Here is a 15236-nt window from a genome sequence, read left to right as displayed (position 1 = left end):
GCGCCGATGGCATCTTCCTCCCCTACTCATGGCGGCGCCCGCACCGCGCCCGGCACCGGCCCAAGCCTGCGCGAGCGCTTCGACGCAATGCGCAACCTGCCGCCGTTCCTGCGCCAGATCTGGCAGACCAGCCGCTGGCTGACCCTCAGCAGCATCGGCCTGCGCGTGATCCGGGCGCTATTGCCGGTGGCCTCGCTGTACGTGGGCAAGCTGATCATCGACGAGGCCATCCACCTGGTCGGGCAATCGCCCGGGTTCGACTCGCTGGGCCAGGCCCTGGCCAGCGGCCGCCTGAACCGGCTGCTGGAACTGCTGGGCCTGGAACTGGCGCTGGCGATCGCCTCGGACCTGCTCGGGCGGTTGGTCAGCTATGCCGACACGCTGTTGTCGGAGCTGTTCAACAACACCACCAGCGTGCAGTTGATGGAGCATGCCGCCCAGCTGGACCTGGAGGATTTCGAGGACCCGGAACAACAGGACCGGCTGGACCGCGCGCGGCGCCAGACCATGGGCCGCATGAACCTGATGAGCCAGTTGTTCGGCCAGGTGCAGGATGCGATCACCGTGGCCAGCTTCGCGGTCGGCCTGCTGGTGTACGCGCCGTGGCTCATCGCCCTGCTGGCGGTGGCGCTGGTGCCGGCCTTCATCGGCGAGGCGCACTTCAACGCGCTGGGCTACTCGCTCAACTTCCAGTGGACGGCCGAACGCCGCCAGCTCGACTACCTGCGCCAGCTCGGCGCCAGCGTCGAGACCGCCAAGGAAGTGAAGATCTTCAACCTGCACAACTTCCTGATCACCCGCTACCGGGCCCTGGCCGACCGCTATTTCCAGGCCAACCGCGCGCTGGCGCGCAAGCGCATGCTGTGGGGCACCGTGCTGGCGGCGCTGGGCACGCTGGGCTACTACGGCGCCTATGGCTACATCGCCTGGCGCACCGTGCGCGGCGATTTCAGCATCGGCGACCTGACCTTCCTGGCCGGCAGCTTTCTGCGCCTGCGGCAGTTGCTGGAAGGGCTGCTGATCGGCTTTTCGCAGGTGGCCGGGCAGGCGCTGTACCTGGACGACCTGTATTCGTTCTTCCGCATCGTCCCGGAGATCCGCAGCCGTCCGGGCGCGGTGCCGGTACCGCGGCCGATCGTGCAGGGCTTCGTGTTCGAGAACGTCGGCTTTCGCTACCCGGACGCCGAGCAGTGGGCGGTGCGGCACCTGGATTTCGCGCTGCGCGCCGGCGAGGTGCTGGCCCTGGTCGGCGAGAACGGCGCCGGCAAGACCACCCTGGTCAAGCTGCTGGCGCGGCTGTACGACCCGGACGAGGGCCGCATTCTGCTCGACGGGCGCGACCTGCGCGACTACGACCTGGACGACCTGCGCGCCAACCTGGGGGTGATTTTCCAGGATTTCGTGCGCTACCACTTCAGCGCCGGCGAGAACATCGGCGTCGGCCAGGTCGAGGCACTGGACGACGCGGCGCGGATCCGCGCCGCCGCGCAACGGGCGATGGCCGCCGAGCTGATCGACGGCCTGCCGCAGGGCTACGCGCAGGTGATCGGGCGCCGCTTCAAGACCGGCGTGGACCTGTCGGGCGGGCAGTGGCAGAAGATCGCCATCGCCCGCGCCTACATGCGCGACGCGCAGGTGATGATCCTCGACGAGCCGACCGCCGCACTGGATGCGCGCAGCGAGTTCGAGGTGTTCCAGCGCTTCAAGGAACTGTCCGACAACCGCACCGCGGTGCTGATCTCGCACCGCTTCTCCAGCGTGCGCATGGCCGACCGCATCCTGGTCCTGGCCGATGGCCGGATCGAGGCCAGCGGCACCCACGACGAACTGATGGCGCAGGGCGGCCGCTACGCGGAACTGTTCGAACTGCAGGCCGCTGGGTATCGTTAGCCTGTCCGCCCCTTCCGACACCGCCATGCTCCGCACCCTGTCCTGCCTGTTCGCCGTCGCCCTCGCCGTCCCGGCACTCGCCGCTCCCGCCGCGGACACGCCGGCGCCTTCCGACTACGCCGCGGCCAAGGCCCTGGCCGACCGCGACGAGGCCCGCCTGCCGGCGGCCATGCAGGAACGCCTGCAGACCCTGCAGCGCGCGGCGCTGGACGAGGGCGTGGCAAGTTGCGCCACGCCACGTCCGGACACCTCGCCGTTCACCGTGGTGGTGCAGGTGCAGGCCGACGGCAGCGTCGGCGCCAGCTGGCGCAACGGCACCACCCCGCTGGCGCTGTGCCTGGAACGTTTCCTGCGCCAGCGCCCGCTGCTGGCACCGCCGCAGGCGCCGCTATACCTTTCCTACGAGGTCTCGTTCGAGAAGTGAGCCGGATCGCGTGATCGGTACCGGGCCTCAAATGAGATTTGATCTCATTTGAGCCGGCATGGGGTAGAATGGCCGCCGTTCCTTCCCCATCACGATCAACGGCATGTCTTCCGCTTTTGGCCCCGAAACGGTGCTCGATGTCCGCCACTGGACCGAGGACTACTTCAGCTTCACCACCACCCGCAACGACGGCTTCCGCTTCGACAACGGCCAGTTCGTGATGATCGGCCTGGAGACGGAGACGCGGCCGCTGCTGCGCGCCTACTCCATCGCCAGCGCCAACTGGGAAGAGCAGCTGGAGTTCTTCAGCATCAAGGTGCCGGACGGCCCGCTGACCTCGCGCCTGCAGCACATCAAGCCGGGCGATTCGGTGCTGGTCGGCAAGAAGCCCACCGGCACCCTGCTGATCAGCGACCTGCACCCCGGCCGCCATTTGTACCTGCTGGGCACCGGCACCGGCCTGGCGCCGTGGCTGTCGGTGATCAAGGACCCGGAAACCTACGAGCGCTTCGACAAGGTGATCCTCACCCACGGCGTGCGCTTCGAGAAGGACCTGGCCTACCGCGACTACTTCGAGAAGGAACTGCCGCAGCACGAGTTCCTCGGCGAGACCATCCGCGAGAAGCTGCTGTACTACCCGGCAGTGACCCGCGAGGACTTCCGCAACCGCGGCCGCCTCACCGAGTTGCTCGAGAGCGGCGAGATGCAGCGCACCCTCGGCCTGCCGCCGCTGAACCCGGAACACGACCGCGCGATGATCTGCGGCAGCCCGCAGATGCTGGCCGACCTGCGCCACACCCTGGACGCCCGCGGCTTCGTCGCCTCGCCGCGCATCGGCTCGCCGGGCCACTACGTGTTCGAGCGCGCGTTCGTCGAGAAGTAACGGCGCTGCGCGTCTCCCGTCGTAGGAGCGGCTTCAGCCGCGACAGGCTTACCGGTAAAGCGCATCGCGGCTGAAGCCGCTCCTACCGGCATAAGCGACATGGCGGCAGGTCAAAGCGCAATAGTGGCGAAATCGTGTGTGGGCAAGGCAACCACCCCGGCATTCGGGACCACGCCGGGCGTTTGCGGTCGAATCGTCAGCCCAGCGCCCGCTCGATAGCGTCGGCCAGCGCTTCGGGCTTGTCGGTCGGCGCATAGCGCGCCAGCACCTGGCCGTCGCGGCCGACCAGGAACTTGCTGAAATTCCACTTGATCGCGGCGATGCCGAGCAGCCCGGATTTCTGCTGCTTGAGCCAGCGCCACAGCGGATGCGCGCCGTCGCCGTTGACCTGCACCTTGGCGAACATCGGGAAATCGACGTCGTAGCTGAGCGAACAGAACTGGCGGATCTCCGCGGCATCGCCCGGTTCCTGGTGGCCGAACTGGTCGCAGGGAAAGCCCAGCACCACCAGCCCGCGCTCGCGATAGCGCTGCCACAGCGCCTGCAGCCCGGCGTACTGCGGCGTGAAGCCGCACTTGGAGGCGACATTGACGATCAGCAGCACCTTGCCGGTGTACTCGGCGAGCGGCTGCGTCTGCCCGTCCAGCGTGGTCGCGGTGAAGGCGTAGGCGGTGGTCGGCGTGTCCATGACTCCTCGTGCTGCGGCGCTGGGTCGACGCGATGCTACGCGGTGCCCGCACGCGTCGCCAGCAGGCCGGACCACACGCGCAAGCCAGCATCGCAGGCGCTCGCGCAGACAAGGCAACACACTGCCGGCGCACCACCCATGCAACCGCCTTCACCGGCGCAGCCGCGCATGAGAGCGCACTGCATCAAGGTTCACGCCAAATGCCGCAAAGCCCTGAGAAACAAGCGTCGATGCTGCAGCGCTCCCATGGCTTTCGTCACGGGCCACGCCTGCTTGCCTGGGGTAGCCTGCCCGATCACCATGATTGCGGATACCGCTTGATGACCTCTCGCCTCGCCCTTGCCCTCGCCGCCACGCTCGGACTCGCCATGCCCGCCTACGCCGCTCCGGCCACCACGCCCACCGCCGCCACGGCGGCCACGCAGGCCAACCCGTTCTTCGCCGAAAGCCCGCTGCCGCTGCACTACCCGCAGTTCGACAAGATCAAGGACAGCGACTTCGCCCCCGCGTTCGACGCCGGCATGGCGCAGCAGTTGAAGGAAATCCAGGCCATCGCCGACCAACAGGCCAAGCCGACCTTCGACAACACCATCGTGGCGATGGAGAAGAGCGGGCAAGTCCTGGACCGCGCCACCACCGTGTTCTTCAACCTGGTCGGTGCCGACACCAACGACACCCGCAAGCAGTTGCAGGCCGAGTACGCCGGCAAGCTGGCCGCGCACCGCGACGCGATCGCGCTCAACCCCAAGCTGTTCGCGCGCATCCAGACCCTGTACGACACCCGCAACCAGCTCGGCCTGGACGCGGAGGGCGTGCGCCTGATCGAGAAGTACCAAAGCGACTTCGTCCGCGACGGCGCCAAGCTCAACGACGCCGACAAGGCCAAGCTCAAGGCGATGAACGCAGAACTGGCCGAACTGGGCACCAAGTTCAGCCAGAACGTGCTGGCCGAAGTGAACGCCGCCGCGGTCGTGGTGGACGACGTCAAGCAGCTCGACGGCCTGTCCGATGCGCAGATCGCCGCGGCCGCCGAAGCGGCCAAGGCTCGCAAGCTCGACGGCAAGTACGTGATCGCCCTGCTCAACACCACCGGCCAGCCGCCGCTGGCCCAGCTCAAGGACCGCGCGCTGCGACAGAAGATCTACGAAGCCTCGGTGTCGCGCGGCAGCCACGGCGGCCCGTACGACAACACCGCGCTGGTGTCGCGGATCATGACCCTGCGCGCCGACCGCGCCAAGCTGCTCGGGTACCCGAACCACGCCGCCTACTCGCTGGAAACCCAGACCGCCAAGACCCCCGAAGCGGTCAACGCCATGCTCGGCAAGCTGGCCCCGGCCGCGGTGGCCAACGCCAAGCGCGAGGCCGCCGACCTGCAGGCGATGATCGACCAGGAGCAGAAGGCCGCTGGCAAGCCCAGCTTCAAGCTCGAAGCCTGGGACTGGGCCTACTACACCGAGAAGGTGCGCCAGGCCAAGTACGACTTCGACGAGGCCCAACTCAAGCCCTACTTCGAACTGAAGAACGTGCTGGAAAATGGCGTGTTCTACGCCGCCAACCAGGAGTACGGGCTGACCTTCAAGCAGCGCACCGACCTGCCCACCTACCGCGACGACGTGCTGGTCTACGACGTGTTCGACGCCGACGGCAGCCAGTTGGCGATCTTCATCGCGGACATGTACGCACGCGAGTCCAAGCGAGGCGGCGCGTGGATGAGCTCCTACGTGTCGCAGTCGGCGCTGACCGGCGACAAGCCGGTGGTCGCCAACCACCTCAACATCCCCAAGCCGCCGGCCGGCCAGCCGACCCTGCTGACCTGGGACGAAGTCACCACCGCGTTCCACGAGTTCGGCCATGCGCTGCACGGCATGTTTTCGAACGTGAAGTATCCGTACTTCTCCGGCACCAGCGTGCCGCGCGACTTCGTCGAGTTCCCCTCGCAGGTCAACGAGATGTGGGCCGACGATCCGGCCATCCTCAAGCACTACGCCAAGCACTACCAGAGCGGCGCGCCGATGCCGCAGGTGCTGCTGGACAAGGTGGTGGCCACCGCCAAGTTCAACCAGGGCTTTGCCACCACCGAGTACCTGGGCGCGGCGATGCTGGACCAGCGCTGGCACCAGCTCAGCGCCGGCCAGGTGCCGCCGGCATCGGGCGTGATGGATTTCGAGGCCAAGGCGCTGGCCGCCGACGGCATCGCCTATGCGCCGGTGCCGCCGCGGTACCGCACGCCGTATTTCAGCCACATCATGGGCGGCTACGCGGCCGGCTACTACGCCTACATTTGGTCCGAAGTGCTGGATGCCAACACCCAGCAGTGGTTCAAGCAGCACGGCGGGCTGAGCCGCGCCAACGGCGACCGCTTCCGCAAGACACTGCTCTCGCGCGGAGGCAGCGTCGATGCGATGCAGTTGTTCCAGGACTTCGCCGGGCACGCACCGCAGATCGAACCCTTGCTGGAGAAGCGCGGCCTCAACGCCACGCCGGCGGCGACGCCGAGCGCGCGCTGAGGCGCATCGCGGCATGGCCCACGCGGCCGTGCCGCCACCTCGCGACGACATCGCGGCGGAAGACACCCGCGACCAACCGCAAGACGCAACACGCACGACGCCCGGCTCAGCCGGGCGTCGTGTTTTTCAGCCTGCTATTTCAGCGGCGACACGCAGTGCGCCGCGTGCAGTCCGCAAGCGGCTACTGGCCGTTGCCGGAGGCATCGACGCTGACGCCCAACGAGGCCGCGCCGCCGGCCTGTCCCTGCGCCTGACCGTTGCCGGCCTGCGCACCGCCCTGGCCGCCCGCACCCGCCTGGCCCGACACCGACCCGCCACGCGTGCCTGCGCTATGAGACGCGCTGCCGCTGGCCGCGCCAGTGGCATGGCCGCTCCCGGACAGCGCCGGCACCGTGGGCAGACCAGCACCGCTGGCGGCACCGTTGCTACCGCCATTGCCGGCGGCATTCGCCGCGCCCGCACCGTGACCGGCCATGCCATCGACTGCACCAGCGGCATTGCCAGCCGTGGACAACGCCGCAGCGGGATTGACCCCGCTGCTCGCCGCGCCGAGCGCAGCATTGGCCTGGCCCATCGCGCTACCGGCCGTATTCCGTGCCGCCGCATTGCCGCTGGCGGCAGCGTTGCCGGCCAGCGTCCGGCCCTCGTTCACCGCGGTGCCCGCGCGCTGCGCGGCACCGTCCGCCGTGGCCGCGCCACGCGCCGCCGCCCGCTGTGCCGCCATCCGCGTACGCTGCGACTGTTGCTCGATGCCGCTGCGCGCCCGATCCAGCGGAACCCCGGCGTCCAGGCGGCCTGCCCCCATTCCGTTGCCGCCGAGGCTGCCGCCCCCCAGGCCGCCCAGCGTGCCGTTGACGGCGCCGCCCACGCTGCCCGCACCGCCCAGCACCTGCGCGCCGGCAACGCCCGGGGTCAGCGCCACCGTCGCCACCAGCACCGCGCTCGCCAACAGAGTCTTGCCGTTCATCGCGTTCTCCTCATGACGCCGCAGGCCATCTGCGGCTCTCATCTGGTCCTACGTGTCGAACGGCGCAGAACATCCCGGCCGGGATGGGCGCAGACAGAATGCGTTCAGCCGCCCGGCGCGCGCTGCAGCGGCAGGTCCGCGCCGAGCAGCCCGGCGCCGTACACTGGATCGGCGCCAGGCGCACCGAGATCGCGCGCCTGCGCCTGCAACTGGGCACGCACCTGCGCGGCTGCCTGCGGATCCGGCTGCGGCAACGCCTGCGCCGCCAGCCGCGCTACCAGCGGCGCGGCGAACGACGTGCCGCGCTGCGTCTGCCAACGGCCCTGCGGCGCCGCGGCGATCAATTCGCCGACCGCGGCGAAGGCCACCTGCGGTCCTCGCCCGGCCTCCGGCAACACCCGCGCACGCGCATCCACCGCGGTGACGCCAATCACTCCGGGATAAGCGGCCGGATACAGCGGCGGTGCCGCCGGGCCGTCGTTGCCCACCGCTGCGACCAGCACATGGCCGCGCGCGAGCATGCGCTGCACGGCGAGCTGCAAGGCGCGGTTGGGACCGCCGATCAGGCTGATATTGATCACCGGCACCTGCTGCTGCGCCATCCACGCCAACGCGCCGACCAACTCCACCACGGTGCCGCCGTCGGCCTGCCCGCAGTAGATATCGGCCGCATACAGCGTGCGCGCGAACGGCCCGTGCGCCACCGCGCGGCCGGCCAGCAGCGAGGCGACCGCCGTGCCGTGCGGCTGCGCGCGCACCTGCCCGCCGCAGCCCCAGGCCTGCACCTGCACGCCGGCCAGCGCCGGATGCGACGCGTCCACGCCGCTGTCGATCAGGCCGACCACGAATCCGCCAGCCGCAGCGTTTGCGGCTGCCGGTACCGCGGACGCGCTGGCAGGTGCTGGTACCGGTGGCGTCGCTGCCGATCCGCTGTAGACGTGGTTGTAGTCGTACTCACCCTGCGGATCGCGCTCGCGTAATTGCTGCAACGCGCGGCGCGTGGACAGGCCCGACGGCACCTGCAGCACCACCAGGCGCAGGCCGAATTCGCCGAAGCTGCGCTGCTCCAACACGGCGAAGCCGGCCGCCTGCGCCGCCTGCAACGCGGCCGGGTCCGGCTCCAGCGCCACCACCTGCCCGCGCATCACCACGGCGCCGCCCTCGTCGCGCTCCAGCCCACGCGGATCGCTGCGCAGCAGCGCCTGCAGGCGCTTCAGGCGCAGCCGCTCGAGATCGCCACGCGCGTCCTGCATCGACTGTCCCAACCGATCCATGCCGCTGTGCACGCCCTGGGTGACGTCCTGCACCAGTCCGCCCGCCGATGGCAGCGCCAGCTGCGCCAATGCCGGTGTCGCCACCGCCAGCAAGGCCGCCGCCATCCAGCGCATTCGCCTGCCCGTCGCCATGCCCCCGCTCCGTCGCCCGCCCCTGTTGGCGTGCCACACTAATCCAGCCATTCCGACATGCCGTGAACGCCGCGCCGCGCCCATGGAAGAAAACGCCTCCGCCGAACGTATCCCCCACATGCACGCCGATCCCACGGCCGCCGTCGGCGACGGCATCTGTACCCTGCTGCCGCAACTGCGGCGCTTCGCGCGTGCCGTCGCCGGCCATCGCGACGATGCCGACGACCTGCTGCAGATCGCGATCGAACGCGCGCTGCGCCGCGCCGAACAATGGCGGCCGGAGACGCCGTTGCAGTACTGGCTGTACGGCATCATTCGCCACGCCTGGATCGACGAGGTACGGGCGCAGCGGCGACGGCGGCAGGTGTTCGTCGATGCCGCCGAGGGCGAACACGTCGGCGACACGCCGCTGGAGCGGCAGCAGGACTGGATGGCGGTGCAGGCGGCGATGGCCGGCCTGCCCGAGGAACAACGCCTGGCGATCGCGCTGGTGCTGATCGAAGGCCTGTCCTACAAGGACGCCGCGGCGGTGCTGGAGATTCCGCTCGGCACACTCACCAGCCGGCTCGCGCGCGGTCGCGAAGCCCTGCAAGCGTCACTGGAGGCGACCGCATGAACAGCACGATCGATGCACTCACCCTGCAGGCCTACGCCGACGGCGAACTGGATGCGGCGCAGGCCGCCCAGGTGGAAGCGGCGCTACGCACCGACCCGCAACTGGCGCAGGCCCTGCAGCGGCTGCGCAGCCTGCAGGCGCGGTTGCTTGCCGGCTTCGCGCCGGTGCTGGACGAGGAGGTGCCAGAGCGCCTGCTCGCCGCCGCGCGCGCGCGACCGGCCGAAGCGCCCAACCAGGACGCTGCTGTCGCTGCGTCATCTCCCCCGCCCGTCCAGGCGACGGCGCATGCGAGCCGGCCGACGCCACTGCGGCCGCGTGCACGCCGCCGCTGGGCGCTGCCGGCGGCGTTGGCGGCGGCGCTGCTGCTGGGGCTGTGGATCGCGCAGCGGCAATTGCCGCAAGGCGCTGCGCCGCGCCCGACGGTCGCCGCAACCCAGGGGGGCGTCGCCGAGGGCGTGTTGGCGCAGGCACTGGCGCAGCAGCTGTCCGGCCAACCCCAGGGCGGCGTCCGTATCGGCCTGAGCTTCCGCGATCGCGACGGCCATTACTGCCGCACCTTCGCCCTGCCGAGCGCCAGCGCCGGCCTGGCCTGCCAGCGCGATGGCGCATGGCGGGTGGAGCTGCTGGTGCCCGCCAGCGAAAGTCACGATGGCAGCGGCATGCGCATGGCGGCCAGCCCGATGCCGGCCGCGGTGCTGCAAGCGGTGGATGCGCGCATCGTCGGCGAGACGCTGGACGCCGACGCCGAACAGCGCGCGCGGGCGCGCGGCTGGCGCTAGGCGGCCCTGCCCCGCAGGCAGCGCGGCCTAGGTCATCGGCTCGGCGGCGGCATCGAGGCCATCGATGCCGGCCAGCATCTTCTTCAGCAGCATCTCCAACTGCTGCTGCTCGCCGGCATCCAGCGCCGCCGTTTCCGTGTCCAGGAACGCGCAGACGTCCGGCAGCAGCCGCTCGATCAGGGCGATGCCGTCCGGCTGCAGGGTCAGTGCGACCTTGCGCCGGTCGTCGGGACTGGCAGTGCGCGACAGCAGTCCCTTGCTGCACAGGCTGTCGGTGAGACGGGTGATGTTGGCCGGCTTCTCGCTGGCGGCCTCGGCCACCTCGGTGGGCGTGATGCGCTGCTCGGGCGTGCCGTACAGCATCATCAGGATCTCGTATTCCGGCGGACTGATGCCGTATTCCTTGAGCATGCCGCTGGCATTGGCATGCACGCGCTTGTACAGATGCTTGACCAGCCGGACCAGGACGGCAGGCTCGCGCGGAAAGGCCGGATAGCGCGCGCAGGTGTGCGCCACGCGCCGCTCGGTCTGATCAAAACTGCCCATGAGAAATCGATTGCAAGTGGGGGAAGCGGTCAATGCTACCCATTGCGCCCCGCCACGACGAGGGCATGCGTTGCGTTCTGGCGCGCTGTGCACGCCATGCGCCATGCGCCGTCGTGCGCCGGCGCGGTGGCGACCTCTCAGGCGGCGAACAGCGGCGCGTACTCCGGCGCCACCAGCTCGCGCAGCACGCTGGCCGGCACGTCCACGGTCTGCGTGCCATCGGCATACGGCCCCACCTGGTACGGCGGGAACACGAAGCGCAAGGCGGTGATCTTGCCCGCTGCGTCGACCAGCGGCTGGAACTGGCTGAAATTGCCGGGCTGCGGCTCGGTGCCCTCGGCGATCATCTTGCTGGCGCTACGCACCTGCTCGTCCTGATCCTCCGGCGGCACCTGCTCGGCATTGACCCGTGTCTGCACCGCCTGGCGCAGCTGCGCGGCGACATAGTCGGCCACCTGCTTCCAGTGCGTCGCATCCGGGATCAGCGTCTCGGCGGTGAGCATGCGCTGCTGCTGCGGCAGCCACACCCAGCGCGCCACCAGCGGCTCGCCGTGGGCGCCGCCGGTATAGCGGCTGCCGTCGGCACTCAGCGCGACCAGGTCCGGGCGCTCCAGCAGCATCTCGAACTGCAGCGACAGTTCGTAGGGCGCGCGCGGGCGATCGTTGCCAAGGCCGTCGACCGCTTCCATCAGCTCGCTGCGCGCGCTCTGCGCATAGCGGTTGGCCGCGTCGGCCAATCCCGGATAACGGTTGATCGACGGCGGGAAGGTGATCCCGACCACATAGCTTGGGCTGTGTTCGACGATGTCCTTCAGTTCCGGCGGTGCGGTCTGCGCCGGCTCCGCAGGCGCGGCGGCTTCGCTTTGTGCCGGTGCCGCGGCGGGCGCCGGTGCGGCGGCCGGTTCCTCGCGTTTGCAGCCGGCCAGTGCCAGCGCCGCCGCGACCGCCAGTGCCGTCCATGCCATCCGCCCGTTGCCCATCGTCTCTGCCCTGCTCACGTCGACTGCCCCTGTTCCTGCGATATCTGTGGATTGGCGCGCATTATCGCGCCGTTGCGATGCTGCGCGCTCAGGCGAGCAGCGCGGCGTACTGCGGATGCCGCTGGATGAACACCGCCGCGTACGAACACGCCGGCACCACCTTCCAGCCTTGCGCCTGCGCGTGGTCCAGCGCGGCGGTGACCAGCTGCGCCGCCACGCCCCGCCCGCCGATGGGCGTCGGCACCCCGGTGTGGGTGATGACCATGCGCCCCTGCTCCAGCACGTAGTCGAGTTCGGCGCGGTGGCCGTCGACCTCCAGGGTGAAGCGCCGCTGCTGCGGATCGTGCGCGATCGGGACGGTGGGTTCGGACATGAGGGCTGGCTGTGTCGCGGAGCGCGCAGTGTCCGCTGCGGCTCGCCGTGGCCATGTGAAACACGTGCCTCACCGCGTCACGCCGCCGACGCGGCGCGTCACCCGGACGCCGCTCAAGTCGTGCCGCGCGCGGCCGATACCGCCAGGACAGGACGAAAACCTGGCATGGGAGTTGCACCTCCCATCACGCAGCGATCCAACAGGGAGCCACGCGCATGAGCGAGAACGAGAACAAATACAACCAGGGCGACCACAACGCCTCCCTGCTGGAAGGGCTGTTCCAACTGTCGGTCAGCGGCGACCATCATGGCGGCGAGTTCCAGCAGCTCGACGACGAGGTCTATCAGCGCCTCAAGGTCACCTACGAGAACGCGGCCATCGGCAGCGCCAAGGTGCAGCTGCGCGGCCAGCAGACCCGCTGAGCGGCGACGGCGGCCGCACGCGCCGCCGCCGCAGCCAGCCTGTCCGCGACACGGTCGTCCACGACCGCGCTGACGCCGCTGCGTCCACTCCACCTGATGCAACGCATCCGAAAGGTGCCGCTCGCGCACCGCCGTGCAGGCACCGCCGCGCCGCGTATCACCCCCGCCCGAAGCGCGGGTTCGCCAGCTCACCCAGGAAGTGCTGCAGCACCGACGGCTCCATGATCAGCAGGAACATGACGCCGAACGCCGCGCCGGCCAGGTGCGCACTGTGGTTGACGTTGTCGCCGCCGCGGCGGTCCATCCAGATGCTGTAGCCGACGTAGAACACGGCATACAGGATGGCGGGGATCGGAATCGGGATGAAGAAGAAGAAGATCCCGGTCCACGGCGCCATCAGGATGAAGGCGAACAGTACCGCCGACACCGCGCCGGACGCGCCCAGGCTCATGTAGTTGGGATTCTTCTGGTTCTTCAGGTAGCTGGGCAGGATCGAGACCACCAGCGCCGCCAGGTAGAACAGCGGATACACCAGCATGTTGCCGGTCAGCCGCTCCATCAGCACCTCGATCGGGCCGCCGAAGAAGTACAGCGTGACCATGTTGAACAGCAGGTGCGGGAAATCGGCGTGGATGAAGCCGTAGGTCACCAGCCGGTCGTACTGCTTGTGGCGATCGACCGCCGGCGGCCACAGGATCAGCCGGTCGAGCAGCCGGCGGTTGTTGAACGCCGCCCACGACACCAGCACGGTAAGGACGATCAGGATCAGGTTGACGGGGGTGACGGAGGGCATGCGGGGTCTCAGGCGGGGCGGTAGTGGTCGACCATGCGGTAGCGGCGCGCGTACAGCCCGAACAGCAGTGCGGCGACGAACGCGAAGGCGGCGAAGAAGAACATCAGGAACGCGGTCTCGCTGAGCCCGGTGCTGCCGATGTGCGCGGTGACGCGGTCATTGCGCACCGCCGCGTTGGACAGCAGCACCCACAGGTTGCCGACGGTGGTGGTGAGGTTCCAGAAACTCATCACCACGCCCTTCATCGACTGCGGCGCCTGGCTGTAGGCGAACTCCAGGCCGGTCGCCGAGACCAGCACTTCGCCGAAGGTCAGCAGCGCATACGGCAGGATCTGCCAGGCGATGGACAAGGCGTCGCCGCCATCCATCATCACCTGCAGGCTGCCGACCACGATCCAGGCCAGGCCGCTGAAGGCGATGCCGGCGGTCATCCGCCGCAGCGCGGTCGGCTCGTAACCGCGCCGGCGCAGCAGCGGGTACAGCACCAGGTTGTTGAACGGGATCAGCAGCATCACCAGCGCCGGATTCAGCGCCTGCATCTGCGAGGCGCTGAACCACGCCGGCATCTGCATCTGCTGGCCCTGCAGCACCCAGGTCGAGGCCTTCTGATCGAACAACGAAAAGAACGGGGTGACCAGCGCGAACACCACCAGCACCCGCAGCACTGCGCGCACACCGTCCACCGCGGCGTCCGGATGCACTGCGCGGGCACGCTCCAGTTGCCACCAGGTGCCGCCGCCGATGCCGGCCAGCAGCAGCACCAGCGCCAGGCACAGGCAGATCACCAGGCCCAGCGTCGGCACCAGCGCGAAGGTGCCCAGCGCCAGCAGCACCGCCACGCCGGCCAGGGCCAGTCCGGGACGCCCCTGCCCCGGCGCCTGCCGCAGCAGCGCGGTGCGCACCACCTGGGCGAAACCGTGCGGATCCTTGGGCGGCAGCGGCACGCGCACGTAGCGGTGGCGCCCGGCCCAGAACACCAGGGTCGCCACCAGCATCAGGATGCCGGGGATGCCGAACGCCCACGCCGGGCCCAGGTTCTTCAGCGCCAGCGGGATCAGCAGCGAGGCGAACAGCGAGCCGAAGTTGATGATCCAGTAGAAGGCGTCGAACACCACCTTGGCCAGGTGCTTGTTGCCCTGGTCGAACTGGTCGCCCATGAACGAGGCCACCAGCGGCTTGATCCCGCCCGCGCCCAGCGCGATCAGGCCCAGGCCGAGGAAGAAGCCGTTGCGATGGCCTTCGAACAGCGCCAGGCACAGGTGTCCCACGCAGTAGATCAGGCTGAACCAGAGGATGGTGCTGTACTTGCCGAAGAAGCGATCGGCCAGCCATCCGCCGAGCAGCGGGAAGAAATACACGCCGATCATGAAGCTGTGCATGATGTGCTTGGCCTCGGCCTCGCGGCCGGGCGCGGTCACTTCCTGCAGCAGCAGCGAGGTGATCAGGAACTGCACCAGGATGTTGCGCATCCCGTAGAAGCTGAAGCGCTCGCAGGCCTCGTTGCCGATGATGTACGGAATCTGCCGCGGCATGCGCGCGGTGGCGCGCTCTTGCGCCGCGCTCATGCGGCGTGTCTCGTGGTGGCTTGGCTGCTCACGGGCCCTCGTCCAGGCAAAATTTTCAGAAGGTTACCCCAACGTTCCGGCGAATCGAACCGCTAGGGCGTGTCACCCATTCCCGAGTATGCCGCGTTGGGTCTGGCAGGCGCGCTGCCGGCGTTGCGTGGCGCAGCGCCTGACTGGCCGTCAGGTCAAGCCGCGCGGCGCCGGTAGCGCGCCTGCCAGACCCAACCCGAAGGGCCGCGGTTGCGCGCGCCCGTGGCCGCGTCATCGCTCAGGCGTGGACGCACGTCGACTTCCTCGCTCTTCCTTGCCACAGGCACGCGCAAGCGCGGCGCGGCATGCTCGGGAATGGGTGACACGCCCCAGGGTGCTTTCGCAATCGGCGCGCTGCCCGCATCAT

15 protein-coding genes are annotated in these 15236 nt (G+C 69.4%); 7 read left to right on the top strand and 8 right to left on the bottom strand.

Going from position 1 to position 15236, the window contains the following annotated elements; genetic code table 11:
- The first annotated feature begins 6 nt into the window (after window positions 1-6).
- The 3 genes from GGR66_RS06435 (at window position 7) to GGR66_RS06425 (ending at window position 3197) form a co-directional block, all read left to right on the top strand.
- Window positions 7-1890 carry an ABC transporter ATP-binding protein gene (locus GGR66_RS06435; protein WP_184447687.1) on the top strand — a complete coding sequence of 628 codons (1884 nt, stop codon included), beginning with the start codon at window positions 7-9 and terminating at the stop codon, window positions 1888-1890.
- 25 nt (window positions 1891-1915) lie between these two features.
- The gene (locus GGR66_RS06430) at window positions 1916-2314 is read left to right on the top strand and encodes a hypothetical protein (protein ID WP_184447686.1); all 399 of its coding nucleotides are present in this window, start codon (window positions 1916-1918) and stop codon (window positions 2312-2314) included.
- Between the two features lie 103 nt (window positions 2315-2417).
- Window positions 2418-3197: a ferredoxin--NADP reductase gene (locus tag GGR66_RS06425; RefSeq protein WP_026143480.1), complete on the top strand. Its 780-nt coding sequence runs from the start codon at window positions 2418-2420 to the stop codon at window positions 3195-3197.
- Between the two features lie 196 nt (window positions 3198-3393).
- Here the strand turns inward: GGR66_RS06425 and GGR66_RS06420 are convergent, their stop codons facing one another.
- Window positions 3394-3885, bottom strand: coding sequence for a glutathione peroxidase (locus GGR66_RS06420; RefSeq protein WP_184447685.1), 492 nt, complete (start codon window positions 3883-3885; stop codon window positions 3394-3396).
- Between the two features lie 320 nt (window positions 3886-4205).
- Here GGR66_RS06420 and GGR66_RS06415 point away from each other — a divergent pair, with 320 nt between their 5' ends.
- Window positions 4206-6392, top strand: coding sequence for a M3 family metallopeptidase (locus tag GGR66_RS06415; protein ID WP_184447684.1), 2187 nt, complete (start codon window positions 4206-4208; stop codon window positions 6390-6392).
- A gap of 181 nt (window positions 6393-6573) precedes the next feature.
- On the opposite strand, the gene GGR66_RS06410 is transcribed toward GGR66_RS06415, so the two are convergent.
- Window positions 6574-7359 carry a hypothetical protein gene (locus GGR66_RS06410; protein ID WP_184447683.1) on the bottom strand — a complete coding sequence of 262 codons (786 nt, stop codon included), beginning with the start codon at window positions 7357-7359 and terminating at the stop codon, window positions 6574-6576.
- A 104-nt stretch (window positions 7360-7463) separates the two neighbouring features.
- On the bottom strand, window positions 7464-8765 hold the full coding sequence (locus GGR66_RS06405) for a S8 family serine peptidase (RefSeq protein WP_255421602.1): 1302 nt from the start codon (window positions 8763-8765) through the stop codon (window positions 7464-7466).
- An 82-nt stretch (window positions 8766-8847) separates the two neighbouring features.
- On the opposite strand from GGR66_RS06405, the gene GGR66_RS06400 reads away from it, so the two are divergent.
- Both GGR66_RS06400 and GGR66_RS06395 read left to right on the top strand, forming a co-directional pair.
- The gene (locus tag GGR66_RS06400) at window positions 8848-9381 is read left to right on the top strand and encodes an RNA polymerase sigma factor (protein ID WP_184447682.1); all 534 of its coding nucleotides are present in this window, start codon (window positions 8848-8850) and stop codon (window positions 9379-9381) included.
- A complete protein-coding gene (locus tag GGR66_RS06395) occupies window positions 9378-10160 on the top strand; it encodes a hypothetical protein (RefSeq protein WP_184447681.1) in 783 nt (260 codons plus the stop codon). Before GGR66_RS06400 ends, GGR66_RS06395 begins: the two co-directional genes overlap by 4 nt.
- Window positions 10161-10187: 27 nt before the next feature.
- On the opposite strand, the gene GGR66_RS06390 is transcribed toward GGR66_RS06395, so the two are convergent.
- From GGR66_RS06390 to GGR66_RS06380, 3 genes are all read right to left on the bottom strand, one after another.
- Window positions 10188-10706, bottom strand: a complete 519-nt coding sequence (locus GGR66_RS06390) for a MarR family transcriptional regulator (RefSeq protein WP_160970714.1) — start codon at window positions 10704-10706, stop codon at window positions 10188-10190.
- A gap of 137 nt (window positions 10707-10843) precedes the next feature.
- Window positions 10844-11671, bottom strand: coding sequence for a DUF3298 and DUF4163 domain-containing protein (locus GGR66_RS06385; protein ID WP_184447680.1), 828 nt, complete (start codon window positions 11669-11671; stop codon window positions 10844-10846).
- Window positions 11672-11774: 103 nt separating this feature from the next.
- A complete protein-coding gene (locus GGR66_RS06380) occupies window positions 11775-12059 on the bottom strand; it encodes a GNAT family N-acetyltransferase (RefSeq protein ID WP_160970716.1) in 285 nt (94 codons plus the stop codon).
- A 215-nt stretch (window positions 12060-12274) separates the two neighbouring features.
- Here GGR66_RS06380 and GGR66_RS06375 point away from each other — a divergent pair, with 215 nt between their 5' ends.
- Window positions 12275-12481, top strand: coding sequence for a hypothetical protein (locus GGR66_RS06375; RefSeq protein WP_160970717.1), 207 nt, complete (start codon window positions 12275-12277; stop codon window positions 12479-12481).
- Between the two features lie 157 nt (window positions 12482-12638).
- Here the strand turns inward: GGR66_RS06375 and GGR66_RS06370 are convergent, their stop codons facing one another.
- Together GGR66_RS06370 and GGR66_RS06365 are read right to left on the bottom strand one after the other, a co-directional pair.
- Window positions 12639-13274 carry a rhomboid family intramembrane serine protease gene (locus tag GGR66_RS06370; protein WP_184447679.1) on the bottom strand — a complete coding sequence of 212 codons (636 nt, stop codon included), beginning with the start codon at window positions 13272-13274 and terminating at the stop codon, window positions 12639-12641.
- Window positions 13275-13282: 8 nt separating this feature from the next.
- The gene (locus tag GGR66_RS06365) at window positions 13283-14839 is read right to left on the bottom strand and encodes an oligopeptide:H+ symporter (RefSeq protein ID WP_167087777.1); all 1557 of its coding nucleotides are present in this window, start codon (window positions 14837-14839) and stop codon (window positions 13283-13285) included.
- Window positions 14840-15236 lie beyond the last annotated feature (397 nt).

The sequence above is a fragment of the Xanthomonas sp. 3498 genome, assembly GCF_014199795.1.
Classification (GTDB): domain Bacteria; phylum Pseudomonadota; class Gammaproteobacteria; order Xanthomonadales; family Xanthomonadaceae; genus Xanthomonas_A; species Xanthomonas_A rydalmerensis.
This window is presented reverse-complemented; position numbering and strand designations above follow the sequence as displayed.

Bases quoted from the DNA above. Each gene is read 5' to 3' on its own strand.
- GGR66_RS06430 (WP_184447686.1), top strand. From the start codon at position 1,916: ATGCTCCGCACCCTGTCCTGCCTGTTCGCCGTCGCCCTCGCCGTCCCG.
- GGR66_RS06390 (WP_160970714.1), bottom strand. From the start codon at position 10,706: ATGGGCAGTTTTGATCAGACCGAGCGGCGCGTGGCGCACACCTGCGCG.
- GGR66_RS06385 (WP_184447680.1), bottom strand. From the start codon at position 11,671: ATGGCATGGACGGCACTGGCGGTCGCGGCGGCGCTGGCACTGGCCGGC.
- GGR66_RS06400 (WP_184447682.1), top strand. From the start codon at position 8,848: ATGGAAGAAAACGCCTCCGCCGAACGTATCCCCCACATGCACGCCGAT.
- GGR66_RS06380 (WP_160970716.1), bottom strand. From the start codon at position 12,059: ATGTCCGAACCCACCGTCCCGATCGCGCACGATCCGCAGCAGCGGCGC.
- GGR66_RS06365 (WP_167087777.1), bottom strand. From the start codon at position 14,839: ATGAGCGCGGCGCAAGAGCGCGCCACCGCGCGCATGCCGCGGCAGATT.
- GGR66_RS06415 (WP_184447684.1), top strand. From the start codon at position 4,206: ATGACCTCTCGCCTCGCCCTTGCCCTCGCCGCCACGCTCGGACTCGCC.
- GGR66_RS06420 (WP_184447685.1), bottom strand. From the start codon at position 3,885: ATGGACACGCCGACCACCGCCTACGCCTTCACCGCGACCACGCTGGAC.
- GGR66_RS06405 (WP_255421602.1), bottom strand. From the start codon at position 8,765: ATGGCGACGGGCAGGCGAATGCGCTGGATGGCGGCGGCCTTGCTGGCG.
- GGR66_RS06425 (WP_026143480.1), top strand. From the start codon at position 2,418: ATGTCTTCCGCTTTTGGCCCCGAAACGGTGCTCGATGTCCGCCACTGG.
- GGR66_RS06395 (WP_184447681.1), top strand. From the start codon at position 9,378: ATGAACAGCACGATCGATGCACTCACCCTGCAGGCCTACGCCGACGGC.
- GGR66_RS06370 (WP_184447679.1), bottom strand. From the start codon at position 13,274: ATGCCCTCCGTCACCCCCGTCAACCTGATCCTGATCGTCCTTACCGTG.
- GGR66_RS06435 (WP_184447687.1), top strand. From the start codon at position 7: ATGGCATCTTCCTCCCCTACTCATGGCGGCGCCCGCACCGCGCCCGGC.
- GGR66_RS06410 (WP_184447683.1), bottom strand. From the start codon at position 7,359: ATGAACGGCAAGACTCTGTTGGCGAGCGCGGTGCTGGTGGCGACGGTG.
- GGR66_RS06375 (WP_160970717.1), top strand. From the start codon at position 12,275: ATGAGCGAGAACGAGAACAAATACAACCAGGGCGACCACAACGCCTCC.